The following is a 22,913-nucleotide window of genomic DNA, read 5'->3' on the forward strand; positions in this document are numbered from 1 at the left end:
GTTTATTTTAGTTTACTGTGGCGGTTCGAGCCACGGTGTCACCGCTCGGTGAGACGAATGCCATGGCTCTGGCTCTCAGCGAAAAGACAGTCGGTGCCGCGTCAGGAACGACGCGGCAGAGAGAACGTTATTCCTCGTCGACGACGACGGCGTTGACCTGACCGTCCTGACCGGGGCGGGAGGTAACGCGGGCGCGACCGGCGCTCGTGTCGATGATAGAGCCCTTCGTGATGATGTTACGGCGGGCGTAGTTGACGTTCGACGGGTTGTCGATGACGCCTTCGATGTCGGCCTGCGTGACCTCTGCACCGTCGGCGACCTGCGCGACGTTCGTCGAGAGCGTGCGGAGCTTCTCGTTGTTACCGCGGGAGTCGATAGTCTGGAATCGGGGCTCGCCGACCGTCGTGGCGGCGGGTTCGCGACCCAGCTGGTAGCGCTTCTTGTTCGAAGACGGCTTGAGCCGCCCACCGGTTCGCTTCCGCTTGGAGCGTCCTTGGTCCTTCATACGGGGTAAAAACCTCGGTGACTACTTGAATCGCTCGAATCGGCTCTTGTGAGGCGTTCGCATATGTGTGGCGAGGTACCCGGCGTGTGGAGGGACGCACCGAGGCGAACACAAACCATTTTGGTCGCCCACCGCCGCCTCCGAACCAATGAGTCTCGACGTCACCGTCGCCGTCCCGTTCCGTCAGCACGGGTCGACCCGCCTCGGCGAGGGCGAGTTCGTCGTCGCCCTGTCTCTCGACCGCGACTGGTTCTCCCCCGACCAGGCAAAGCGCCTCATCGACCTCGCCGCAGGTCGCGGACTCGTCGAGCGCGACGGCACCGAAATCGTCGCGACGTTCGACCCCGCCGACGTGCAGGTTCCCGAGGAGTTCGAACCAGACGCATCGGTCCTCCGCGAGCAGTCCGCGTTCGAACAGATTCTCGACGCCTGCGTCGCTGCTGGTATCGAGAAACAGGCCGCCGTCGCCGGTATCAACGAGCGACAGTCGAAACTTGGCGTGACCGCCGAGGCCGCCGCCGTGCTCTTCGCCCGCTCGAATGGTGTCGAGGTAGGTGACGCGGCTGCGAAGGCCAAATCGGGGTTAGCGGAGTAGCGCCCGGCTTGACACGGTGCGACGCCGAAGCGACACCCCAAAACCGTCGCCCCGCGAACGTCGGGTATGGTCGTCGATAGACTCTCGGACGGGAAGCGCATCGCACAGCTTCTCGCGTCCGAACTGACCGGGCACGAAGACACGTTCTCGATTCTCTCCATCGTCGATTCCGACGCCGACGTCGAGCCGACCGACGACGGGGCGCTCGCCTACGCCGTCGCGGCCGACGACGAACGCGTCGCCGAAGTGTACGTCCAGCCCGACCGAACCAGAATCGAATTCATCGCCCACCCCGACGTAACCGCCGAGGCGGCAGACGAAGAGGGGCTTCGAGTTCGCCCAAAGGCAGTCCGGCCGCCGCGGACGCTGGTGTTCGTCGAAGACGGTGCGCAGGTGAAGTGGACGCTTCCGGCGTTCCGCGCACTGGTCGCAGCGCTCGAAGCTGACGCGGACGAATCGAACTGAGAGTGGACGCGAGGATATAATCAGAGGTCGGCGAGCAGTCTCAGAGGTCCGCCAGCAGTTCGGGGAGTCGCGTCGGAAGTTCGGCGCGGGGGATGTGTGCGATGGCCCGTGGGTCCGGGTCGTCACAGCCCTCGCCGAGAACCTGAACGGGCCGAATACCGACGTCGTGCGCACCGGCGATATCGTGGTGGACGCTGTCGCCGACGTAGACTAGTTCGTCGGGCTCGACGTCGAGCGCGTCGAGGAGCGCGTCGAACGCCCGCCCGTCCGGTTTGCCGGCCGGGAGCGCGCCGGTTACGAGGGCGGCGTCGAAGTAGTCGTTCCAGTCCAGTTTGTCGAGTTTCGCCTCCTGTGCGACGACCGGGCCGTTGGTGAGGAGGCCGACGCGGTACGTCGTTCTGAGCCCCGCCAACATCGCCGCGACGCCCTCGACGGGGACGACGGCCTCGGTGATGCGCTCGCGGTAGGCCGTCGCCACGTGCTTCGGGTCCACCGCCGAGTCGTGCTCGTCGAGCAGCGACTCGAAAATCGGCGTCCGAGTGCGGTTCGTGAGGTTTTGTTGGTGTGCCTCCAGATACGCCTCTCGCGACAGTTGCGGTGCGCCCGCCGCAGCCGCAGCTTCTTCGAGGATAGTCTCGCGGTCCCGCGTCGGGACGGCGAGCGTGTAGTCGAGGTCGAACCCGACTGCGGTGACAGACATCGTCGTCGGAGCCTTGGACAGCAAGTGATATGAGCGTGCCGGGAACCGGCAGTGTATCAACTGCCGTTTGGGCGCGGGAGCCGCCTCCGATGGAGAGGCGGGTTTTTTACTGTCCGCGACGACGCCGAGGTATGACGCTCGACCCCGTCCACGTCGACGACATCGCGTCGATGGCGGGCGCTATCGCCACGTCGGTCGACGACGCCGACCACGACGACATCGCGCGGACGGTGTGGGAACAGTGGCTCGACCCGCTTCGCTCAACCGATGGCGGCTTGCCCGTCGTCGAGGCGCTGGGCGACCAACAGCTGTACGCGGCCGCAATCGACGACGTCGCGCTCGCGGACTCGCCGTTTCCGACCGTCCACGGCCTCGACTCGGGGACGATTAACCCGACGACGTTCAAGAACGGCCTCGTTCTCGACGTCGCACACGCGGCGATGGCGTCGGACCCCTCGAACCTCGACCTCCACCGCCACCGCAGCATCGTCATGACGGTTCACACGCGCGACCGAACTGCCCACTTCGACGACGAGTGGTACCGGTCTGACGAGGGATACGGTCGTCGCCGGGTCCTCCGCGCGCCGCGGGTCAGTAAGTACGCAGAGGGCGTCGTTCACGCGCTCTCACTCTACCTCGCAGAGAGTTCGCACGCGCTCGAACACGCCGAGAAGGTCGACGACCTGCTCCTTCTCGACGGCCCGCTGTACCCCAAGGAACTGCTGAGTTGGCAGGACCGCGACGCCGAACTCCGCGACCTCGCGCGAGAGGCCAAGCCGAAACAGGTCGTCGAGAACTACGTCCGTCTCGTCGAGCACTTCGTCGAGCGAGACGTGCCACTGGCCGGGTTCGTCAAGAATCCCGCCGCGAAGAACGTCGTCAAGACTGTCCAGAAGCACTTCCGGGAGACCGGCGGCGGCGACGTACCGTGGATCGACGACACCTCGTTTTTCGTCCACCTGCTCGAACGCGGCGACGGAGTCGACCACGAGGGCAGAGAGACGAACGCGCTCACGTTCACGAACTGGTTCGTCTCGCGCGGCGGGGCCGACCGCCAACTGAGTGCCGACGGCGACGCCTTCGGTATCGACCGAGAACTCGACCCGGAGGCGTACACAGTCACGTTCTTCGTCCTGTACGACCCGCGGACCGACGTCTGCTACCGAGTCGAAGCGCCCTACGCGTTCACGAAGGACCCCGACGTCCGGGAGAACCTGATGCACCACCTCGTTCGGGACGTGGCGGCCGAGCGCGGTCCACCGAAGGCAATCGCGAAAGCCGACGAACTCGCGCGGGTGAGCGGCGTCGAAAAAGCCGCGCTTCGCCGGAAGCTAGAAGAGACGTTGTCGTCGGGGTCGATGCGCACCTACGACGACGTGCGGTGGCACGAAGGCGAAGGCGAGTAGTCAGGCCGCAGCGTCGCCTTCGTCTTCCGGCCTGATGACTTCGATTCGAACGTCGGTGCTGGCGACGCCGACGCGCGCGAACTGCGTCCGAATGTGTTCTTTTGCCGCCGTAATCGCTTGCTCGCGAGTGTCGAAGCCACGGGGAAGCGGCGTGTCGAACGCGACCCGAATCTTCTGCCCGTCGATGGTCGTTTCGGTGCCGCCGCTTTCGACTTCGTAAAACTCGTCGCAAACCCAGACGTAGGGCGCATCCTCGTCGGGCGCACCCCGGTAGCTGGGCGCTTCTTCACCCCGTTCGAAGATGGTGCCAGTGAGGGCCGTTCCGCCGCCGTGACCGCGGACCAAGAGCATAGCTATCCTAAGGTGGCGACACTGAAAAGGCGTGCGAGAACGAGAGCGGCCGAGAGATTCGATTCGGTGGCCGCGAGCGTCCCCACCACGGCCGGTGGTGAGACTTTTTACTCGTCGCCCGAGAGCCTTCGGACATGACTGACCTGGGGGACTTCAACGACTTCGTCGGCGACGAGGACGACGACACGGCCGCCGAGTCTGAGTCCGTATCCGAGTCCGCGTCCGAACGTGAGTCTACGTCCGAACCACGCGACCAGTCGGGCGACAGCGAGGCTGAAGACGCCGTCACAGGACACGACTCTGACGGCGGCGAGACTGGTGTCGAGCGCGCCGACGTTGCGGCGGAGACGACAGCAGACGACAGCGTCTCTTTCGAACGGTACGATGCGGACCCCATCGGCACTGAACAGGGTATCGGTGCGCTCTCTGTCTCGCAGGGGCTTCGCGTCTCTGAGGACCAAGACCGAACGACGCTGCGGGCGTTCGTCACCGCGGGCAACCGCGAGCACGTCCGTCTCGGAAAGTATCTCATCGTCCCCTATCCGGGCGACGAGCTGCTGTTCTGCCGCATCGTCGGCCTGGAGTACGCCCAGGAGTTCCAGGCCGACGACGCGACCGAGATTCACGCCCGCCGGGCGATGCGCCGGTCGGCCGAGGAGTTCGCCGAGCGCGACTACAAGTTCGTCGCCGAACTCGACCCCATCGCGGTGCTGTTTTCGGACCGCGGCGACCTGAAGCGTCGGATGGTCGACCGCGTTCCCAAGCCGGGGGCGACAGTCGGCGAGGCCGACGACGCGACGCAAATCAAGACCGGAATGAAGATTCCCGAGGAGGGCGTCTTCCTCGGCCATCTCTCGGTCGGCGGCGAGAAGGTCCGAACCGCGGCGCAACCGCCGACCATCGACTATCGACTGAAAGACGACTACACTGACGGCGACCCGCTTGTCTTCCGGCACACCCTCGTCGCGGGCGGGACCGGGTCAGGTAAGACCCACGGGTCGAAGAACATCCTCCGGCAGTACCTCTCTCCCGAGCGAACCTACGAGATGGACGACGGTCGGGACGTACAGACCGCAGTCGTCCAGTTCGACCCGCAGGACGAGTACGCCCAGATGCACGACGACAACCCGGATATGGACGCCGAGACCGCCCAGCGGTACGAGCGTGAGGGTATCGCGTACGGCGGCCACGACGACACCGTCGCACTCGTCCCCAAGATGGCCGGGTCGTCGTATCCGGGGTCGAACCACCGCGCCGAGCAGTTGGAGTTCACCATCCCCTTCTCGATGGCGCGGGACCTCCCGTGGCTGGTCGCCGGTAGCAACCTCAACGACAACCAGTATCCGGCGCTCCTCGAACTGTTGAATCGGTTCTTCCGCAACTACGGCGACCAAGGGACCTACGACGAGTTCCTGACGTTCCTCGACGACCCGGCGCTCAAAGAGGAACTCCACGAGTCCGGGCGCGTCCACGAAGCGACGTTCGACGCGGTCAAGCGCCGGGTGCGAGGCGTTCCGAGCGGCGTGTTCGACCAAGATGCGCGGCCAATCACGGACCTCGACCACGAACTCGTCCGACCTGGTGGGCTGACCGTCGTTCCGACCTATCACTTGCCGTCGAGTCGCGCCAAAGAGCTGTTCGTCCTCGCCGTCTCGTCGCTCCTCATCGACGACAAACTCTCGAACGACCCCGACAGCGAGCGCATCAAAGAGACACCGCTGGTGCTGGGGATGGACGAGGCGCACAACTTCCTGACCGACGCCGACACCGTGCAGGCACAAAAGGTCATCCAGAAGTTCACCGAGGCGGCCAAGCAGGGTCGCAAAGAGCGACTCGGCCTGTTCCTCATCACGCAGGACCCACAGGATATCGCCGACCCGGTGTTCAAACAGGTGAACACGAAAGTCGTCCTCAACCTCGGCGACGAGGACGCTATCAAGAGCGTCAACATCCCGCCGAACCTCGAAGACAAGGTCCCGTACATGGAGAAAGGCCAGATGGTCGTCTACTCGCCGGACAACTCCGAACCGGTCGAACTGAAAGGCCTCTCGACGTGTGTGACGCGCCACGGCGACTGACTGGAGTCGCCACCGGCTGAATCACTGCACCACCCCCGCTCTCGTCGCCCGGATTTTTGTCCTCGCACCGATTAGGGCGTTGCATGGCCGAACACGTACTCGTTCCTGTCGACGGGTCGCCGCAGTCCATCGCTGCGCTCCGGTTTGCCACTTCGGAGTGGCCCGACGCGCGCCTGACGCTGCTTCACATCATCAACCCCTCCAACGCCGACTACAGAGAACGGGCGCTCAGCGGAACCCAAGAGTGGTACCAAGAAGAAAAACGCGAGGCACGAGAGACGTTCGCGGAGGCGAAAGCCGAGGTCGGACTGGTCGACGACGAGCGCGAGGTCGACGAGCAAATCGCGGTCGGGAGCCCTGCCGGAACCATCGTGGACGTACTGGAAGCCGACGACGCGGACTTCGACCACGTCGTGATGGGCAGCCACGGCCGCACGGGTGTCTCGCGCATCGTCCTCGGGAGCGTCGCGGAAGCGGTCGTTCGACACGCGCCCGTTCCTGTGACTATCGTCAGGTAGGGCGCGTTAGTGACGTGCGACGGGTCACACCTCCAAATCGAGTGTTCGGCGCAGCGTGTCGTCCTCTCGTTCGCCGATTTCGCGGAGCGTCTCGAAGGTTCGGTCGATGTCGTCGGGCGTCGTGCGGTGGCTACAGATGGAGAGTCGTAGGACGGTTCGGTCGTGAACCGCGGTCGTCATGACGAACGCGACGCCGGTGAGTTGAATCTCGTCTGCGATTCGCTGGTTCAGTTCGTCGAGGTACTCGTCGATTGCATCGGGGTCTTTTCTCCCCTCGGTTGCCGCCGCCCGGAGGTCTGGCGGCGCGTACTGGAACGAGTAAATGTAGAGGTTCGGTTCGTGGAGGGAGACGAAGTCGTCAGCGTCGCGGACGCGCGAATCGAGGTGTTCCGCACACCGGACGTTCTGTGAGAGGAGCGTTCGGTAGCCCTCCACGCCGATGTGTTTCAGGTTCATCCAGACTTTCAGCGCCCGGAACCGCCGCGACATCTGCGGGCCGATTTCGTAGTAATCTGGGCCTTCGTAGGGGGTTCGTCTCGTCCCCTCCAGATAGGAGGCGTGCATCGCGAACGACTCGGCCATCTGAGACACGTCCTCGACGAGAATACACCCACACTCGTAGGGGATATACAGCCACTTGTGCGGGTCTAAGGTGACCGAATCAGCCCGTTCGAGTCCAGCGTACTGCGGTCGTTTCTCCGGGAGAATCGCCCCAACAGCGCCGCAGGCACCATCGGCGTGGAACCAGACGTCGTGGTCCGCACAGACATCCGCGATGTCCGCAAGCGGGTCGATAGCGCCAGCGTTGATAGAGCCGACTTGCGCGACGACACAGAACGGGACGTCACCGTCGGCCTCGTCTCGGTCGAGTCGCGCTTCGAGGGCGTCGACGTCCATGGTGAAGTCGTCGTTGCTGGGGACGAGTCGAACCGCGTCGCTACCGAGTCCGAGGAGTTCTGCGACGCGATAGACCGACGAGTGGCCCTCGTGGTCGGCCATGTAGAGCCTGAACTGTCCGGGGCGCTCGGGTGACTGGAGGCCGCGGGATTTCGTGTCGTACTCGGCGTTGGCTCGAAGCGCGGTGAGGATGCCCGTGAAGTTCGCCATCGTCCCGCCGCTGGTGAAGAGACCACCGCAGTCGGTTGGGTAGCCAATCATCTCGGCAAGCCACTCGATAGTCTGTCGCTCGATTTCGGTCGCGGCCGGTGCAGCCTTCCACCCGCCAGCGTTCATATTGACCGACGCCGCCAGCGCCTCGGCGAAGACGCTCATCGGCGTTCCAGACCCCATCACGAACCCGAAGTACCGCGGCGACCCCACGGCAGTCGCGTTGGGCAGCACTCGGTCGGGCCACTCGTCGAGGACGGCAGCGGGGTCCTGTCCAGTCTCGGGGAGTGGGTCGTCGAAAACCGCCTCGACTTCGGTCTGTGGTTTTCCGGGGAAGACCGGACGGTTGTCTATGTCTTCCAGATACGATGCAATCATATCGACTGTCCGATACCCCAACTCCCGAAAGTCGTCCGGGGCGGGGTCGAACGTGTCGAACTCGTCCGACGAAGCCATAGTAAACGTATGCTAGCATGCACCATAGAACTCACAATTCACACGAAGTCTGACAACTCACGGGCGAGCGACGAGACAGTCAACAACCACGGGTCGGGTGACCCGTGGAATCCTGCCTCGAATCTTTGAAACACGAGTAGCCCTGAAACCATCACTAGGGTGTCAATCGTAGTTACACGAATGTTATTAGGTGGTAACCGGACAACGAGTGGTGCGAGCACACCGAAATCGGTGGTTTAGGCCGCATCCCTACGCCCTATTATGACGGGGTCCATTTCGGCATATGATGGATTTCGAAGAGGTCGCCACGACCCGCCGTTCGCTCCACGAGTACGCCGACGAACCGCTCGACGACGAGACGCTCGAAACGATATTCGAGAACGCGACTCAGGCACCGTCGAGCTACAACCTCCAGCCGTGGGAGTTCGTCGTCCTGCGCGAAGACGAAACGCAGGAAGCCCTCCGTGAAGCCGCCTACGACCAAGAGCACGTCACTGGTGCCGCCGCCTCGGTCGTCATCCTCGGCAACAAGGACCCCGAAGCGCACGCCGAGACCGTCGCCGACGACATGCTCGAAAAGGGCTACCTGCCGAACGAGGAGGTTCGCGATGGGATTCTCGAAAACGTCGCTGGCATGGCCGACCTCCCCGAACAGGAACGCCGGGTCTGGACCGTCCGTTCGACCTCGCTCGTCGCGATGTCGCTCATGTACGCCGCGTGGAACGAAGGCGTCGCTACCTGCCCAATCGGCGGCTTTGACCCCGACGCCGTCCTCGATGCGTTCGACGTCGACGGCGACCAGTACGAACCCGTCATGCTGCTGACGATGGGCATCCCCGCCGACGACGCCGGTGAACTGGACGCCGAGCGCAAGTATCGCCGCCCGGTAGACGAAGTCGTCCACTACGAGGAGTTCAACCCGGAGCAGTCTGCCGAACCCGCCCCGGCAGACGACTAACCAGCCGTCCCGAGCGATAATTCATAGCTTTATCACAGATGAGTCGGTACGTGCGAGTATGCCTATCATGTCGAGTGATGACTTCTCGATACATGCCGACGATTGCGAGGACGTCGGCGCCGGAATGTCGATTTCCGACCTTCCCGACGAGGTGACCTCTATCGACGACTTAGAGTGTGAGTGCTGGAGCGGCTTCGACTCGCTCGAAGACATCGAGTGACGCGAATAGACCGATAGAAGGCCGCCCGTTTCTCGCAGTCAGAAGATGTTCGCCTGTCGGTAGACGCTGATACCTTCGTCGGTGAGTTCGTACGGTTTCGTCTCCCGGGAGTGGTTCGCATCGCGAATCTTCTGAATCTCGATTGCCAGTCGCGTCTCTCGGAAGTCGTCGGGACGGACGTACTGGAGGACGAACACGGCGTCGGCGAGATATTCGACGAGGCCGTGACGCGACGTGTGCGGATTGTCCCGGTCCGCTTCGGACGTGAGCATCGTCGTCACGCCGGCGTCCTTGAGCGACCGGGCGAAGTCGAACACCTCGCTGCGGCGCTTCGACGGGTGGTCGTACATCATTTCGAGGAGCGACACCGAGTCGAGGACGAGCCTGTCGGCCCCGAACTCCTCGACGAGACGCGGGAGGTCGTTTCGGATGCTCGTGAGGCTGTTCGCCATCTCCACGGGGTCCATGGCGACGACCGACAGGTGGCCGTCGTCTTCGTACCCCGTGAAGTCCCATCCCTTCTCGTCGGCCGTATCGAGGATGCGTTCGCGACTCTCTTCGAGGGTGATGTAGACCCCGCTGCCACCGTTCTCGAGCGCTTCGTGGAGGAACTGGAGTCCGAACGTCGTCTTCCCGGTCCCGGCGCTCCCGATAGCGACCATGAGCGAACGCTTCGGAACCCCGCCGAGAATCATCTCGTCGAGGCCACTGATTCCGACGTCGATACGGTCGATATCGGATTCGAAGTCCTCGTCGTCGAACGATAGGGGTTCTTGCCCGCCGGGGGCACCGCCGCCACCGCCGAATCCGAACCCAGCACCGGGGTCTCCCGACCCACCCTCACCGGGTGCGCCACCCATGGCGTCCGGGGACGGGGCATTCTCGAACGCGGTCGCGAAGTCGGTCCCGAAGGGGTTGTCGTCAGACTCGTCCGTGGACGTCTCGGGCATCGATGCGTCGCCTTCGGCGTCGAAACCGGCGTCAGAATCTGGTATCGAGATATCGCCTTCGGCGTCGAAACCGGCGTCCAAGTCCGACGCAGATGTCGTGTCGTCGTCTGTCTCGACAGGCGTCTCTGCGTCGGCCGCCGGTGTCGCCTCGTCGTCCGCCGATGCCGGCTCGTCGGCTGAGGACTCTGGTTCCGCGTCGTCGGCTGGGGAATCCGATGCCGTCTCGTCGGCTTGAGACTCCATTTCCGCGTCGCTCCCGGCTTCGTCGTCACCGACTTCTTCGTCGGAGTCAGCTTGTTCGTCGGCCTCCTGGAGGGCCCGTTCGAACCAGTCGTCGTCGCTCACGGGAACCACCAGCGGGAGCCCAACTGGACGACTTCCGTCGCTGCCATCACCACAACGTTGGCAGCGGACGTGATGAACGTTTCCCGTATCTGGCCCGGCTGTGACGGTGGGCTTTTGACCGGGGCCATCGAACCGCGGGCTATGAACGTCGGCATCGTCGCGCAGAAGGGTAACAGTCGAGCCGCGTATCTCGCGGCAGACATGCGCGAGGCACTCGCGGCCGTCGATGCCGAGGCACTGGTCGACGACGCGACGGCCGAACAACTCGGTATCGACGGCCTCCCGGTCGAGGAGTTCGCCGACTGCGACCTCGTGGTGAGTATCGGCGGTGACGGCACGTTCCTCTACGCCGCCCGCGGGGGCGAAGGCGTTCCGATTCTCGGCGTCAACCTCGGCGAAGTCGGCTTTCTCAACGCCGTCTCACCCGACGACGCCATCGACGCCGTCCTCGACGTCGTCGAACAAATCCGCGCCGACGAACCGGCGATTCGCGAAGTCCCGCGCATCGTCGCCCGCGGCGACGACTGGGAACTCGACCCCGCGATGAACGAAGTCGTCGTCCACGGTCCCCGCCGAGGCCACGGCGGTGGCGCAGGCATCGAGGTTCGTGTCGATGGGTCGCTGTACTCCGGCGGGCACGCCGACGGCGTCCTCGTCTCGACGCCCGCAGGGAGTACGGCATACAACCTCAGCGAGAGCGGCCCGCTCGTCCACCCCGGCGTCGAAGGACTCGTCGTCACGGAGATGGCCGCCAGCGAGGGAATGCCCTCGCTCGTCGTCCCACTGGACGCCACAGTGACGGTGACGGTCACAGACGCCGAGGAAGCCGTCGTCGTCGGCGACGGTCGGACCCGACGCACCGTCGAACCCCCAATCGAGGTCACTATCGAGCGGTCAGACTCTCCGGTCCGACTCGCCGGACCGACCTCGGATTTCTTCGAAGCCCTCGGAAAACTCGATTAGGACTCCGTCGTCGTTCGACGGCCACTCACTCATTCACTCTCTTACTCTCTCACTCCCTCACTCTTCGACACCCGCTCACTCGGCTGGTTCTGCTCGCGGAATCTGACCCCACTCGACATCGACAAGTGTGTTCGGTGGGTCGCGGAGTCCGGGCTGTGAGACGATTTCGAACGTTCGGTTCTCCGTCTCCGGCGTAAAGAGCGCGTGAACGAGCACGTTTGCAACGTCGGCGCGGGGGATACTCCCGCGGACCGAGTCACCACCCTCGCCAACGAGCACGTCGCCTGTCGCGGGTGAGTCGGTCAGCGCACCCGGGCGGACGATAGTGTAGTCCATCGAGGTCTCTTTCAGTCGCTCCTCGCTGCGTTCTTTGGCCGAGAGCACCCCGCCAGCGGTGAGAATCGCGCGAATAGAGAGCGGAAGTCCACCCTTGGAGTCGCCGACGCCGATGGAGGACGTGAGAACGAAGCGCTTGACGTCCGCGTCGGCCGCCGCGTCGATGAGGTTGACGAGGCCCGCGCCATCAACGAGGTCGCCGCGGATATCTTCGAGGCGAAACGCGGCCCCGGCTGCCGAGACGACCGCATCGACGTCAGCCACTGCACGCGCCGCGTCGTCAGGGTCCAGAAGGTCGCCAACGACGACTTCGTCGACGCCCTGTTCCCGGAGCGAATCCGCCGCGTCCGTATCGCGAGTAACCGCCCGCACGACGAACGGCGTCTCAGACAGCGCCTCGACGACGTGCTGGCCGGTCTTTCCCGTCGCCCCTGCCACGAGCACGCGTCCGTCGGTCCGTGTCATATCCACACGTAGCGGCGAGGGTCAATAACCTTCGTGGACGCGTCAAAAGTCGGGTATCCCAAAAGGGGGGTGGTCGAAAAGCAGTTCGCGGCGTACGAAAGCAGGTCGCAGTGTGCCGTCGAGTGCCCGTCAGCGTGCCTTACTGCCCCCAGTTGGCGACGACGCGCGGACGCTCGGAGACTGGGTGGACGTCGATGTCCTCGTCGGCCGAGGCGCGCGCTTCGACCGCGGCTTTCGCCGAAGCGAGCGTCGAGAAGTAGCTCACGTCTTCTTCGACGCAGTCGATGAGCAGTTCGCGGTTCCGCGAGACGACGAAGTCGAGTTCGCCCTCGCGAAGTGCGGCGAGCATGGCGTCACCCTCGAAGTCGTCGGGCGTGACGACATCGTAGAACTCGGCGAAGTCGTCGAGGAGTTCCTGTCCGGCCTCGCTGTCGGCGTCCGGGAACTCGGAGTCAGAGAGGTCGATGAGGGCAGTACCGGCGTCGGGGACGGCGTCGCCCGCGGCGGCCTGAGCCTTCTCGTAAGCCTTGCCGAACGTGGTCGCGGTGCCCATGACCTCGCCCGTGGACTTCATCTCCGGGCCGAGACGCGGGTCCGAACCCGGCAGGCGGTCGAACGGAAGGACGACTTCCTTGACCGAAACTTGCTCGGGAATCTGCTCGGCCGCGTCGAGTTCGTCGAGCGTCTGGCCCGCCATGACCTTCGCGGCGAGTTTGGCAATCGGAACGCCGGTCGCCTTCGAGACGAACGGGACGGTGCGCGAGGAGCGCGGGTTGGCTTCGAGGACGTACACGTCGTTCGAGCCGTCTTCGTTCTCTTTGACGGCCAGTTGGACGTTCATCAGCCCGACCGTGTCGAGCGCCGTTGCGATGTCCTCTGTGACCTCGCGGACGCGCGCCAGCGTCTCTTCGTCGAGCGAGCGCGGCGGAATCATACACGCGGAGTCGCCGGAGTGGACGCCGGCGGCCTCGACGTGTTCCATCACGCCACCGATGAGGACGTTTTCGCCGTCGGAGACGGCGTCCACGTCGAGTTCGACGCCGTCGGCGAGGAACTCGTCGATGAGGATTGGCTTGTCGGGCGAGACGCGAACTGCTTCCTCGATGTACTCACAGAGTTCGTCGTCGGAGTGGACCACGTCCATCGCGCGGCCGCCGAGGACGTACGACGGGCGGACGAGGACGGGGTAGCCGATGTCGTTTGCGAGTTCGAGCGCCTCTTCCTCGCTCGTCGCGGAGCCACCTTCCGGCTGGAGGATGCCGAGGTCGTCCATCAGGCGGTTGAAGCGGTCGCGGTCCTCGGCGAGGTCCATCGCGTCGACGGTGGTGCCGAGCACTTCACAGTCGAGTCCGCGACGCTGGAGTTCGGATTCGAGCGGGTGGCCGATGTTGACCGAGGTCTGACCGCCGAACTGGACCATGACGCCGTCGGCGTCGATGGCCTCGATAACGTCTGCGACTTCCTCGGCCGTGATGGGTTCGAAGAACAGGCCGTCGGAGGTGTCGTAGTCGGTCGAAACCGTCTCGGGGTTGTTGTTGACGACGTGCGCGTCGATACCCATCTCGCGGAGCGCCTGCACCGCGTGGACCGAACAGTAGTCGAACTCGACACCCTGTCCGATGCGAATCGGGCCGCCGCCGACGACGACGATGCTTTCGAGGTCGCGGTCGACTTGCAGTTCTTCACCGGCGGCCGCGCCCTTGAGCGGGCCACTGAAGAACTCCGGTTTACGCGAGGAGTAGTAGTACGGCGTCTGTGCGGCGAATTCGCCGGCACAGGTGTCGACCTGTTTGTACGAGCGGCCGGGGACTTCCTGTTCGACCTCGTCGACGGTCGCGCCGGTCGTCGCCGCGATGCTGGCGTTCGTGTGGCCGACGGTCGCCGCCTCGGTGAAGTCGCCCTCGGCGGCCGCTTCGACCGCCTCGACGACGCGACTGAAGCGCTCGACGTACCACTCTTTCATGCCGGTCATCTCGACGACGTCCTCGACCGTGTAGCCGCGTTCGAACGCCTCGAAGATAGCGTAGGGGCGGTCGGGCGACGGCTGTTCGAGGAACTCGGCTTCGAGTTCGTCGTCCGGGATTTCGTCCCAGTCGGGCGCGGGTTCGTACTCGGTGGAGCGAAGCGCCTTGAGGAAGGACTCCTCGAAGGTGCGGCCGATTGCCATCGCCTCGCCCGTGGACTTCATCGCCGTCGAGAGCGTGAAGTCGACGTCGCCGAACTTGTCCTTGGGCCACCGCGGAATCTTCGTCACCACGTAGTCGATTGCGGGTTCGAACGCGGCGGTGGTCTCGCCGGTAATCTCGTTGGTAATCTCGTGGAGGCGCTTGCCGAGTGCGACCTTCGCGGTCACGCGGGCGATTGGGTAGCCAGTCGCCTTCGAGGCGAGCGCGGAGGAGCGAGAGACGCGGGGGTTCACCTCGACGACGCGGTACTCGCCGCCGGGGGTGCCGTCGTCGTGCCACGCGAACTGGATGTTACAGCCACCCTGAATCCCGAGTTCGCGAATGACTTCGAGCGCGGCGTCGCGCATCTCTTGGTGTCCCTCGTCGGGGATGACCTGCGACGGTGTGACGACCATCGACTCGCCGGTGTGGATACCCATCGGGTCGATGTTCTCCATGTTACAGATGATGATACAGGAGTCGTCGGCGTCGCGCATCACTTCGTATTCGAGTTCCACCCACCCGGAGATGGATTCGGTGATGAGCACCTCGCTGTTGCGCGAGAGGCGCAGTCCCTTGCGAACGCGGGCGACGAGTTCGTCCATCTCGTGGACGACGCCGGACCCGGAGCCGCCGAGCGTGTAGGTCGTGCGGGCGATGACGGGGAGACCGCCGACTTCGTCGACGGCGTCCTCGACGCGCCCCTCGAGGTCGTCTTCGGTGATGTTCGACACTTTCTCGCCGTCTTCCAGCGAGATGGTGGTCGAACGGGGAACGGGCTGTCCGATTTTCTCCATCCGCTGGCGGAACAGGTCGCGGTCCTCGGTCGCGTAAATCGTGTCCAGCGGCGTCCCCATGATGTCGACGTCGAACTCGTCGAGGACGCCTTCCTCGGCCAACTCTGCGGTGACGTTCAGTCCCGTCTGGCCGCCCAGTCCGGCGATGACGCCGTCGGGGCGTTCCTTCCGAATAATCTCGGCGATGGCGTCGGTCGTGATAGGTTCGATGTAGACCTTGTCCGCCATCTCCGGGTCGGTCATAATCGTCGCCGGGTTGGAGTTGACGAGGACAACTCGTGCACCCTCTTCCTGAAGCGCGCGGCAAGCCTGCGCGCCGGAATAGTCGAATTCCGCCGCCTGTCCGATCTGGATTGGGCCACTTCCGATGAGCAGAATCGTCCGGTCCTCGGTTCCTGTCTGAGTCCCGGCCGGGGTGTCCTCGTCAGTCATCGTCGCAATCCAATCCGCACATCGTAATAAGTCCGGCGAAAAATTACGAGGTCCGAAACTCGATTGCGAATTTCGAAAATCACGCCGAGCGCCGACAGACCGCCCGGGGAAGGCTTTTGAGGAGGTTGCGAGAACACGCTACGCATGCCTAACGTGTTCACGACTCCCCCGCCGCTCGAACCGGGGAGTCGAATCGCCGTCGCCGCCCCCTCGCGTCCAATCGACGAGTCCATGCTGGACCGCGCGTGCGAGCGGTTGCGGGAGACGTTCGACCTCGAACCAGTCGTCTTCGAGTCGGCGCGCAAGGACTGGGAGTGGCTTCGGGACAACCCGCAGGCGCGCGCGGAAGAAATCATGGACGCGTTCGAGGACCCCACGATTCGCGGTGTTATCGCAGCCACCGGCGGCGACGACCAGATTCGCCTGCTGAAGCACCTCGACCCGGACCGACTGACCGCGTCGCCGACACGGTTCTACGGCTACAGCGACAACGACAACCTCCGGCTGTTCCTCTGGAATCACGGTATCGTGAGCTACGGTGCGACACTTCACCCGACGCTCACCGTCGACCCGGCGATTCACCCCTACCTCGAACGGTACCTCCGACGCGCGTTCTTCCAGTCGTCTCTCGGCGTCGTCGAACCGGCCCCCGAGTGGACCGACGAGTGGTTCGACTTCGACTCCGGAGAGCCGCGCGAGTGGCACGAAAACACCGGCCGGACGTGGCACGGTGAAAACCGGGTGACAGGCCGCCTCTGGGGTGGGACGTTCGCCATCGTCGAGTGGCACCTGCAGACGGACCGTTATCTCCCGGCCCCCACGGAGCTCGACGGGACGATTCTCGCGCTCGAAACGTCCGAAGACGTGCCCCTTCCCCGCGAGGTTCGGTACACCTTGCGTACCATGGGTGAGCGCGGCCTTCTCGAACGGTTCGACGGCCTGATGATGGGTCGCCCCCAGACGTTCTCACCGGACTTGGAGTGGGAGCCACCGGCCGACTACGGCGAGCAACTCCGAGAAGAGGTCCTGTCTGTCCTCGACGAGTACAACCCCGATGCGACGGCCGTCTTCGACGTCGAATTCGGGCACGCCGACCCGAACGTCCCGCTCCCACTCGGAGCGAAGGCGACGCTCGACCCCGCCGTCGGGCGAGTTCGGTTCGAGTAGACGTCACCATCGTCACTCGTTTTCTGCGCGCTCTATCGCCAGTATTCAACGAGTCCGAGAGCGAAATCGCAGTGTGACCGCAGCGTATCAGCAGCGTGCCATCAGAAAATCTATTACTTAGTGATATTACTAGGTCATATGGCGCAGACACAGCTCCAACACGCACGCGAGGGTACCATTACCCCGGCGATGGAACGCATCGCCGACCGCGAGAACCGAACGCCGGAGTTCGTTCGCGAGCAGGTCGCATCCGGGCAGGCGGTCATCCCGAGCAACCACAACCACGAGTCGCTGGACCCGATGATTATCGGCCGGGAGTTCTCCACGAAGGTCAACGCGAACATCGGGAACAGCGAAGAGACGAGCAGTCTGGAAGGCGAACTCGAAAAACTCCACACGGCGGTCCACTACGGCGCGGACACGGTGATGGACCTCTCGACCGGGTCGAACCTCGACGAGATTCGCGAGGCGAACGTCGCCCACTCGCCCGTGCCCGTCGGAACTGTCCCGATTTACGAGGCAGTCAAGCAAGCAGCGAGTCCGGAAGACATCACCCGCGACCTCCTCGTGGACGTCATCGAGAAGCAAGCCGAGCAGGGCGTCGATTACATGACGATTCACGCCGGCGTGCTGATGGAACACCTGCCGCTCACGGACGGGCGAAAGACGGGCATCGTCTCGCGCGGCGGGTCGATTCTCGCCCAGTGGATGGAAGAAAACAGCATGCAGAACCCACTGTACGTGGCGTTCGAGGAAATCTGTGAGATATTCGCCGAACACGACGTGACCTTCTCACTCGGTGACGGACTCCGGCCCGGGTGTGTCGCCGACGCGGGCGACGAGGCGCAGTACGCCGAACTAGAGACACTCGGCGAACTCACCCGGACCGCGTGGGACCACGGCGTCCAGGTGATGGTCGAAGGCCCCGGTCACGTCCCGATGGACCAAGTCGCGGAGAACGTCGAGAAACAACAGGAACTCTGTGACGGCGCACCCTTCTACGTCCTCGGCCCGCTCGTCACCGATGTCGCGCCCGGCTACGACCACATCACGAGCGCCATCGGCGCGACCGAGGCGGGACGCGCCGGTGCCGCGATGCTGTGCTACGTCACGCCGAAAGAACACCTCGGCCTGCCCGAGAAAGAAGACGTTCGAGAAGGGTTGGCCGCGTATCGAATCGCCGCCCACGCCGCCGACGTTGCGAACGACCTGCCCGGCGCGCGCGACTGGGACGACGCGCTCTCGGAAGCGCGCTATCAGTTCGACTGGCGACGACAGTTCGACCTCGCGCTCGACCCCGAGCGCGCGCAGAGTTATCACGACCAGACGCTCCCCGGTGACAACTACAAAGAAGCGCGCTTCTGCTCGATGTGCGGTGTCGAGTTCTGTTCGATGCGAATCGACCAAGACGCGCGCGACGCCGACGGCGAGATGTCTGCCATCGAAGACGAGACCGACCTGAGTGAGTCGCTCGCGGCGGAGACGAACCTCCCGCCGGTCGGGACGCACGACACGAGTCGCGTCCCCGAGAAAATCGAAATCGACGGCGTCACCTTCACGCCGGAGTCGCCACACGCGGACGACTAAGCCGGACTCCCCGCTGGCGCTTCGTCGTTAGGCGTACGGGCCCGGGTCGAGGTCGCGCTGGGCGCGGTACTGCTCGACGAACTCGCTCACGTCGAACTGGAGCATCTTCTCTTCGAACTCGGTGATTGCGCTGTCGTCGGACGCGTGGCTCACGGCGTGTTCCATGAGTTCGACGACCAGTTCGACGATGATCTCGTGGAGTCGGCGGGAGTCGAAGTCAGTCACCCAGACGATGCCGGCCCCGACTTCGCCGTCGTCGGACACGTCCTCGGAGACGACCGCCTTGGGGAACTCTTCGAGGACGATGCCCATGAGGTGGGCCGTGCCGAACTCCGGCATGTCCTCGCTCGTCGTTTCGATGGTCCCTTGCAGTACCTCGACGAGGAATTCGGGGAGGAATCGGTCGGCAGGGTGGACGTCCATGACGACGGCGTGGGCGTCGCCACAGGGACAGTCGAACTCTCGCTTCCCGAGGTCGAGTTCCCGGACGCGCTTCTGTTCGCCGCAGGGGAGGTCGAGGACCGCCCCGCGTCCGCCGGGGACGCGCGGTTCAGACATACCGAGGGATTACGGTCCTCGGTGTTTAAAAGTCGCGTTCTGGGGTGTTACCCCAGAGAGAAGAAGTGTGGTCAGCGACGGCCCGAAACGAAGACGATGGGGCCGACGATGAGCAGCGCGATGCCCAGGAACAGGTAGTGGGGCTTGGCGATTGCCACCGGGGTCAACAGGAAGATGAGCCCGAAGACGATGGTGTTGATGCCGAGGATACGCCGGGACTTCAGCGGCAGTGCCCCTACGGTTGACAGGATGAACACGAGCAGCAGCGCCTGCCCAATGTTGTAATTGAGCAGAAAGCTGTCGATGAGCTGAAGGGGAAGCATTCTTGTTTTCTCGGTCGGTTCGATTCGACTATCAAAGTTCCGTTATTGCCGTTCCGTTTAGGGCCTACAGCCCCCCGATATGGTGGGGTGTCGCCTCCGAGTGCTCTCAGTGCTGCTGGTCGCCGGGCCCGTTAATTTCGAGCGGGCGAATCCACCCGTACCAGACGACCAAAATCATCGCGGCGTAGCCGAGGACGAACACGACCATCCCGAGGTCGTTGTATCCCGCTTCCCCGAGTAGTCGGCGCAAGACGCCCGGTACGACGATGCCGGCCGTCACGACCGCGATGAGGAGGAGTCGACCGCGGGTGAACCACGACCCCTGTGTCTCGTTCATGTCTTCGCGTCGGGGGCGCGACGACGTGAATGGCACGGTTCGTCCGACAGCACGGTGAGGTCGTCGAAATCACCCGACTGCGGCACAGGAACCCTATACACGTTACCTAATCCATATATTGGACGCCGACGCATCGGAGCCATCGCTCAGGCGCTCGTTCGGTACGCTTTTTTGTCGTCAGGGTCCGAATGGTCGCCGTGGCATCACTTCCGGTCCTCGTCGTGTTCGCAGTCGTCGGGTCCGCCCTCGCGTGGAAAGGCGGCGACCTGCTCGTCAGAGCGTCTGACCGTCTCGGCGCGTACTACGGCCTCCCAGCTATCGTTCAGGGGGCAGTCATCGCCGCCGTCGGGTCGAGCTTTCCCGAACTGTCGAGCATCATCATCGCGACGCTCCGGTACGGCGCGTTCGACATCGGCATCGGCGCTATCGTCGGCTCGGCGGTCTTCAACATCCTCGTGATTCCGGCGGTGTCGGCGCTGGCGGGGGAGAACCAGCGTCTCGCGTCGAATCGAGACCTCGTGTACAAGGAAGCGCAGTTCTATCTGCTCTCGCTCGCCGTCCTCGTGTTGACGTTCTCGCTGGCGGTTATCTACCGTCCGGCAAACGGCCCCGAGCAGTTGGACGGGGTCGTCACGCCCGCGCTGGCGACGATTCCGCTCGCGTTGTACGGCCTCTATCTCTTCATGCAGTACCACGACACGCTGGACCATCGCGCGATGCTGACGCAGGTGGTAAACGACATCGACCCGCTCCGGCAGTGGGTTGCGCTCGTCGTCTCGCTGGTCGTGATTCTGGTCGGAGCCGAACTACTCGTGCGTGCCGCGGTCGGCTTCGGCGAACTGTTCGGCACCTCGACGTTCCTCTGGGGGTTGACCGTCGTCGCCGCCGGGACGAGCCTTCCGGACACGTTCGTCAGTGTCACGGCCGCCCGACAGGGTAACGCGACCATGAGCCTCGCGAACGTCTTCGGAAGCAACGTCTTCGCGCTCCTCGTTGCACTCCCGGTGGGGATTCTCGTGGCAGGTGGCGCGGTCATCGCCTTCGAAGAAGTCGTGCCCATGATGGGCTTTCTGACCGGCGCGTCCATCGTCTTCTTCGCCGTCCTCCGAACCGAGATGGCACTGACGCGCGGAGAGTCGTTCGTCCTCCTCGGAACCTACGGCGTGTTCCTCGCGTGGCTGGTCGCAGAGAGCTTCGGAGTCATTCGGCTCCTTGGCTGACCAGTCAAGGAACGCAGAGAGCCAGCGACCCACTCACTCACTTACTCAGTCACCCACTTACTCACCTACTCATCCACTCACTCGGTGGCTCAACCCAGACCGGACCCACCCACGCAGACCCGGGGAACTCGCAGTGTCGCGGCACCTGCGTCACGCGAAGGTAGTACACGTCGACCTCGGACCGTCGCTTCTCGTCCCACACCATCCCCTCGACGGGGTCGTCGTCGGTCCACGAGACGTTCGTCGTGTACGTCGAAAGCGGGGCATCGGGGTCGGCTGTGAGCGCCTGTGTTCGCCACACGTCGCCGTTCTTGACGACTTCCGCGCGTTCGAGCGGAGCGGTGCCAGCCACTTCGACGGCGACTTTTCGGGCCTCGTCGCGGGCGTCGAGTCGGACCGTGCTGTCGTTCTCGCCGGGCGAGACCCCCGCGACCGAAATATCGGCGAGGATGCGGTGTGGTTGAGAAGTTCCGTACACTCGGCGCGACCGGAGCGACTCGAAGATTGACGCTCGGGTCAAGTCAGGAGCGCGGAACGCCGTGAGACCGCCGGGGTAGCTACGCTCGTTCCAGATGCGCCAGATGCTCGCCCAACCGACGCCGTCTCTGAGCCACTCGATGGTCGACGGGAGATGCGGGTCGGCGTGGATGAGTGAGTGACCGGGGTGCGGGCCGTGGTAATCTGCTCCGGCAATCATACCGATTCGGTTGCCCATCGCAAGCGCGTCGCGGACGGAGTGCCCCGGGTCGGGAATCTCGCCGCGACCCATCGCCAACGGGAACGGGTTCCCGTCGGCCCCAGGGCGCTCGCCGGACCCCCACTGTGAGTACACTTCGACCAGCGGCGCGAGTTCGTCGTCGTAGTCGACGGCGGAGAAATCGAAGGGATACATCGCCTCGGTCGGGTGGTGAGGTATCGTCACGACGCGCGAGTTGTGCGTCTGTTCGAACTCGCGGAGGCGGTCCCAGAGCTTCTCGTAGGTGTTCGTCGTGCCGGTCCGCGAGTCGAAGAGGACGGCGTCGTCGCTGTCTTCGAAGTAGACGTTGATGTGGCCACCGCAGTTGGGTTGCTTGGTCCACTCGTAGCCGAACAGCGTGACGAACTTACCGGGGTCGTCGAAGCGGTCTGCAACCCGCCGCAGTCGGTCGAAGTACCAGTTGTGCATCAGCGCGCGCTGGAGCGTCGGCGGGATGAAAAATCCCATCGTGTCGTGGTCGGTGTAGGCGACGACGTCGAGCGCCATCACGTCGCGGCCGAACCGATAGCCACGGGTGGGGTTCCCGGTCCCATCCGAGAGGCGCGAGTGGAGGTGGATATCCCCCCAGTAGACGCGTTCGGCTGGCGCTTCGGCCGTCACAGACACCGGATTCGAGACGTACCGCTCGTCGACGCCTGGACGGGAGAACGTGAGATAGTGGATGCCGGGCGTCTCGAAGGAGACTGCGCCGGGGTGCGTGACGTACCCCTCGTCCCGACCCGCGAACGAGACGCGCGATGGATGGTCGGCGTTGTCGTCGGTCGCCGAGACGTGCAGGTCGCCGTCGTACACGTCGTGGAGTCGCTCGTACTCGTCCCACACCTGAACCGTCAAGTCGAGCGATTCGCCCACTACGGCCGTCGAAGGCAAGATGGCGTGCACGCGGTCGAACGACCCGGTTCGACTGGCCCACAGGTCTCGAATCGACGGCCGTCGCTCGGCGAAGATACGGGCAGTCTCCGCAAATTTCGTGAGCGTGTCGTCGAACACGGCGAGAGTTAGGGCTGGAGAAAGTAAGAATCAGGTGGCAAAGACAGCGAGTCAACGTCCAATTCGCGAGCGCAGTCGCTCACCGCGGAAAAAACTAACTCGCCGCGAGAAGGGGACTGTCGCGGCGAGCGAGGTTGATATTGACCGCAAGGGCGGCCGGGG

General features: G+C 64.2%; 22 protein-coding genes. 11 read left to right on the forward strand and 11 right to left on the reverse strand.

Annotation, left to right across the window (positions count from 1 at the left end; translation table 11 throughout):
* Positions 1 to 127 precede the first annotated feature (127 nt).
* The gene (locus tag KU306_RS01300) at positions 128 to 505 is read right to left on the reverse strand and encodes a 30S ribosomal protein S8e (protein WP_007542742.1); all 378 of its coding nucleotides are present in this window, start codon (positions 503 to 505) and stop codon (positions 128 to 130) included.
* 148 nt (positions 506 to 653) lie between these two features.
* On the opposite strand from KU306_RS01300, the gene KU306_RS01305 reads away from it, so the two are divergent.
* The gene (locus tag KU306_RS01305) at positions 654 to 1,100 is read left to right on the forward strand and encodes a DUF2240 family protein (RefSeq protein WP_007542741.1); all 447 of its coding nucleotides are present in this window, start codon (positions 654 to 656) and stop codon (positions 1,098 to 1,100) included.
* A 66-nt stretch (positions 1,101 to 1,166) separates the two neighbouring features.
* Positions 1,167 to 1,565 carry a DUF7993 family protein gene (locus tag KU306_RS01310; RefSeq protein ID WP_258302635.1) on the forward strand — a complete coding sequence of 133 codons (399 nt, stop codon included), beginning with the start codon at positions 1,167 to 1,169 and terminating at the stop codon, positions 1,563 to 1,565.
* Between the two features lie 40 nt (positions 1,566 to 1,605).
* On the opposite strand, the gene KU306_RS01315 is transcribed toward KU306_RS01310, so the two are convergent.
* A complete protein-coding gene (locus KU306_RS01315; RefSeq protein ID WP_007542739.1) occupies positions 1,606 to 2,265 on the reverse strand; it encodes an HAD family hydrolase in 660 nt (219 codons plus the stop codon).
* A 131-nt stretch (positions 2,266 to 2,396) separates the two neighbouring features.
* Between KU306_RS01315 and KU306_RS01320 the strand changes: the two genes are divergently transcribed.
* Positions 2,397 to 3,671, forward strand: coding sequence for a DNA double-strand break repair nuclease NurA (locus tag KU306_RS01320; RefSeq protein WP_258302636.1), 1,275 nt, complete (start codon positions 2,397 to 2,399; stop codon positions 3,669 to 3,671).
* Here KU306_RS01320 and KU306_RS01325 read toward each other — a convergent pair whose 3' ends face one another.
* On the reverse strand, positions 3,672 to 4,022 hold the full coding sequence (locus KU306_RS01325; RefSeq protein ID WP_007542737.1) for a DUF7113 family protein: 351 nt from the start codon (positions 4,020 to 4,022) through the stop codon (positions 3,672 to 3,674). It lies immediately after the preceding gene.
* Between the two features lie 134 nt (positions 4,023 to 4,156).
* Here KU306_RS01325 and KU306_RS01330 point away from each other — a divergent pair, with 134 nt between their 5' ends.
* Both KU306_RS01330 and KU306_RS01335 read left to right on the forward strand, forming a co-directional pair.
* The gene (locus KU306_RS01330) at positions 4,157 to 6,100 is read left to right on the forward strand and encodes an ATP-binding protein (protein ID WP_258302637.1); all 1,944 of its coding nucleotides are present in this window, start codon (positions 4,157 to 4,159) and stop codon (positions 6,098 to 6,100) included.
* Positions 6,101 to 6,183: 83 nt separating this feature from the next.
* Positions 6,184 to 6,618 (forward strand): universal stress protein, encoded by a 435-nt coding sequence (locus tag KU306_RS01335; protein WP_258302638.1) that lies wholly within the window; start codon positions 6,184 to 6,186, stop codon positions 6,616 to 6,618.
* 24 nt (positions 6,619 to 6,642) lie between these two features.
* On the opposite strand, the gene KU306_RS01340 is transcribed toward KU306_RS01335, so the two are convergent.
* On the reverse strand, positions 6,643 to 8,181 hold the full coding sequence (locus tag KU306_RS01340; RefSeq protein WP_258302639.1) for a pyridoxal phosphate-dependent decarboxylase family protein: 1,539 nt from the start codon (positions 8,179 to 8,181) through the stop codon (positions 6,643 to 6,645).
* Positions 8,182 to 8,467: 286 nt separating this feature from the next.
* Between KU306_RS01340 and KU306_RS01345 the strand changes: the two genes are divergently transcribed.
* The gene (locus tag KU306_RS01345; protein ID WP_007542733.1) at positions 8,468 to 9,139 is read left to right on the forward strand and encodes a nitroreductase family protein; all 672 of its coding nucleotides are present in this window, start codon (positions 8,468 to 8,470) and stop codon (positions 9,137 to 9,139) included.
* A gap of 58 nt (positions 9,140 to 9,197) precedes the next feature.
* Positions 9,198 to 9,359 carry a hypothetical protein gene (locus tag KU306_RS01350; RefSeq protein ID WP_160163438.1) on the forward strand — a complete coding sequence of 54 codons (162 nt, stop codon included), beginning with the start codon at positions 9,198 to 9,200 and terminating at the stop codon, positions 9,357 to 9,359.
* 38 nt (positions 9,360 to 9,397) lie between these two features.
* Here KU306_RS01350 and KU306_RS01355 read toward each other — a convergent pair whose 3' ends face one another.
* The gene (locus KU306_RS01355; protein WP_258302640.1) at positions 9,398 to 10,654 is read right to left on the reverse strand and encodes a KaiC domain-containing protein; all 1,257 of its coding nucleotides are present in this window, start codon (positions 10,652 to 10,654) and stop codon (positions 9,398 to 9,400) included.
* Positions 10,655 to 10,795: 141 nt separating this feature from the next.
* On the opposite strand from KU306_RS01355, the gene KU306_RS01360 reads away from it, so the two are divergent.
* On the forward strand, positions 10,796 to 11,617 hold the full coding sequence (locus tag KU306_RS01360) for an NAD(+)/NADH kinase (RefSeq protein ID WP_258303413.1): 822 nt from the start codon (positions 10,796 to 10,798) through the stop codon (positions 11,615 to 11,617).
* A 75-nt stretch (positions 11,618 to 11,692) separates the two neighbouring features.
* Here KU306_RS01360 and KU306_RS01365 read toward each other — a convergent pair whose 3' ends face one another.
* Entirely contained in the window at positions 11,693 to 12,418 is a 726-nt protein-coding gene (locus KU306_RS01365) for an SDR family oxidoreductase (RefSeq protein ID WP_007542726.1), read from the reverse strand.
* A 139-nt stretch (positions 12,419 to 12,557) separates the two neighbouring features.
* Positions 12,558 to 15,812, reverse strand: coding sequence for a carbamoyl-phosphate synthase large subunit (gene carB / locus KU306_RS01370; RefSeq protein ID WP_258302641.1), 3,255 nt, complete (start codon positions 15,810 to 15,812; stop codon positions 12,558 to 12,560).
* A gap of 144 nt (positions 15,813 to 15,956) precedes the next feature.
* On the opposite strand from carB, the gene KU306_RS01375 reads away from it, so the two are divergent.
* Both KU306_RS01375 and thiC read left to right on the forward strand, forming a co-directional pair.
* Entirely contained in the window at positions 15,957 to 16,979 is a 1,023-nt protein-coding gene (locus KU306_RS01375; RefSeq protein ID WP_258302642.1) for a S66 family peptidase, read from the forward strand.
* Positions 16,980 to 17,168: 189 nt separating this feature from the next.
* Positions 17,169 to 18,566, forward strand: coding sequence for a phosphomethylpyrimidine synthase ThiC (thiC, locus tag KU306_RS01380; RefSeq protein ID WP_007542720.1), 1,398 nt, complete (start codon positions 17,169 to 17,171; stop codon positions 18,564 to 18,566).
* A gap of 27 nt (positions 18,567 to 18,593) precedes the next feature.
* Here thiC and KU306_RS01385 read toward each other — a convergent pair whose 3' ends face one another.
* The 3 genes from KU306_RS01385 to KU306_RS01395 all read right to left on the reverse strand — a co-directional run bounded on the left by KU306_RS01385 (position 18,594) and on the right by KU306_RS01395 (position 19,784).
* Positions 18,594 to 19,124 carry a DUF5815 family protein gene (locus KU306_RS01385; RefSeq protein ID WP_007542718.1) on the reverse strand — a complete coding sequence of 177 codons (531 nt, stop codon included), beginning with the start codon at positions 19,122 to 19,124 and terminating at the stop codon, positions 18,594 to 18,596.
* Between the two features lie 71 nt (positions 19,125 to 19,195).
* Complete coding sequence (locus KU306_RS01390; protein ID WP_007542716.1) at positions 19,196 to 19,447, reverse strand: DUF8006 family protein; 252 nt, start codon at positions 19,445 to 19,447, stop codon at positions 19,196 to 19,198.
* Between the two features lie 106 nt (positions 19,448 to 19,553).
* Positions 19,554 to 19,784, reverse strand: coding sequence for a DUF7996 family protein (locus KU306_RS01395; RefSeq protein ID WP_007542714.1), 231 nt, complete (start codon positions 19,782 to 19,784; stop codon positions 19,554 to 19,556).
* Between the two features lie 197 nt (positions 19,785 to 19,981).
* Between KU306_RS01395 and KU306_RS01400 the strand changes: the two genes are divergently transcribed.
* Positions 19,982 to 21,004, forward strand: a complete 1,023-nt coding sequence (locus tag KU306_RS01400; protein ID WP_258302643.1) for a sodium:calcium antiporter — start codon at positions 19,982 to 19,984, stop codon at positions 21,002 to 21,004.
* 61 nt (positions 21,005 to 21,065) lie between these two features.
* On the opposite strand, the gene KU306_RS01405 is transcribed toward KU306_RS01400, so the two are convergent.
* Complete coding sequence (locus KU306_RS01405) at positions 21,066 to 22,751, reverse strand: DUF3604 domain-containing protein (RefSeq protein WP_258302644.1); 1,686 nt, start codon at positions 22,749 to 22,751, stop codon at positions 21,066 to 21,068.
* Positions 22,752 to 22,913: the final 162 nt, after the last annotated feature.

The organism is Haloferax larsenii (assembly GCF_024730625.1).
Taxonomy (GTDB): Archaea; Halobacteriota; Halobacteria; order Halobacteriales; family Haloferacaceae; genus Haloferax; species Haloferax larsenii.

Coding starts and splice junctions, on each gene's coding strand:
- KU306_RS01305 (WP_007542741.1), top strand. CDS start 654: ATGAGTCTCGACGTCACCGTCGCCGTCCCGTTCCGTCAGCACGGGTCG.
- KU306_RS01340 (WP_258302639.1), bottom strand. CDS start 8,181: ATGGCTTCGTCGGACGAGTTCGACACGTTCGACCCCGCCCCGGACGAC.
- KU306_RS01350 (WP_160163438.1), top strand. CDS start 9,198: ATGCCTATCATGTCGAGTGATGACTTCTCGATACATGCCGACGATTGC.
- KU306_RS01315 (WP_007542739.1), bottom strand. CDS start 2,265: ATGTCTGTCACCGCAGTCGGGTTCGACCTCGACTACACGCTCGCCGTC.
- KU306_RS01330 (WP_258302637.1), top strand. CDS start 4,157: ATGACTGACCTGGGGGACTTCAACGACTTCGTCGGCGACGAGGACGAC.
- KU306_RS01395 (WP_007542714.1), bottom strand. CDS start 19,784: ATGAACGAGACACAGGGGTCGTGGTTCACCCGCGGTCGACTCCTCCTC.
- KU306_RS01310 (WP_258302635.1), top strand. CDS start 1,167: ATGGTCGTCGATAGACTCTCGGACGGGAAGCGCATCGCACAGCTTCTC.
- KU306_RS01345 (WP_007542733.1), top strand. CDS start 8,468: ATGGATTTCGAAGAGGTCGCCACGACCCGCCGTTCGCTCCACGAGTAC.
- KU306_RS01325 (WP_007542737.1), bottom strand. CDS start 4,022: ATGCTCTTGGTCCGCGGTCACGGCGGCGGAACGGCCCTCACTGGCACC.
- KU306_RS01320 (WP_258302636.1), top strand. CDS start 2,397: ATGACGCTCGACCCCGTCCACGTCGACGACATCGCGTCGATGGCGGGC.
- KU306_RS01390 (WP_007542716.1), bottom strand. CDS start 19,447: ATGCTTCCCCTTCAGCTCATCGACAGCTTTCTGCTCAATTACAACATT.
- KU306_RS01365 (WP_007542726.1), bottom strand. CDS start 12,418: ATGACACGGACCGACGGACGCGTGCTCGTGGCAGGGGCGACGGGAAAG.
- KU306_RS01360 (WP_258303413.1), top strand. CDS start 10,796: ATGAACGTCGGCATCGTCGCGCAGAAGGGTAACAGTCGAGCCGCGTAT.
- KU306_RS01375 (WP_258302642.1), top strand. CDS start 15,957: ATGCCTAACGTGTTCACGACTCCCCCGCCGCTCGAACCGGGGAGTCGA.
- KU306_RS01335 (WP_258302638.1), top strand. CDS start 6,184: ATGGCCGAACACGTACTCGTTCCTGTCGACGGGTCGCCGCAGTCCATC.
- KU306_RS01385 (WP_007542718.1), bottom strand. CDS start 19,124: ATGTCTGAACCGCGCGTCCCCGGCGGACGCGGGGCGGTCCTCGACCTC.
- thiC (WP_007542720.1), top strand. CDS start 17,169: ATGGAACGCATCGCCGACCGCGAGAACCGAACGCCGGAGTTCGTTCGC.
- KU306_RS01300 (WP_007542742.1), bottom strand. CDS start 505: ATGAAGGACCAAGGACGCTCCAAGCGGAAGCGAACCGGTGGGCGGCTC.
- carB (WP_258302641.1), bottom strand. CDS start 15,812: ATGACTGACGAGGACACCCCGGCCGGGACTCAGACAGGAACCGAGGAC.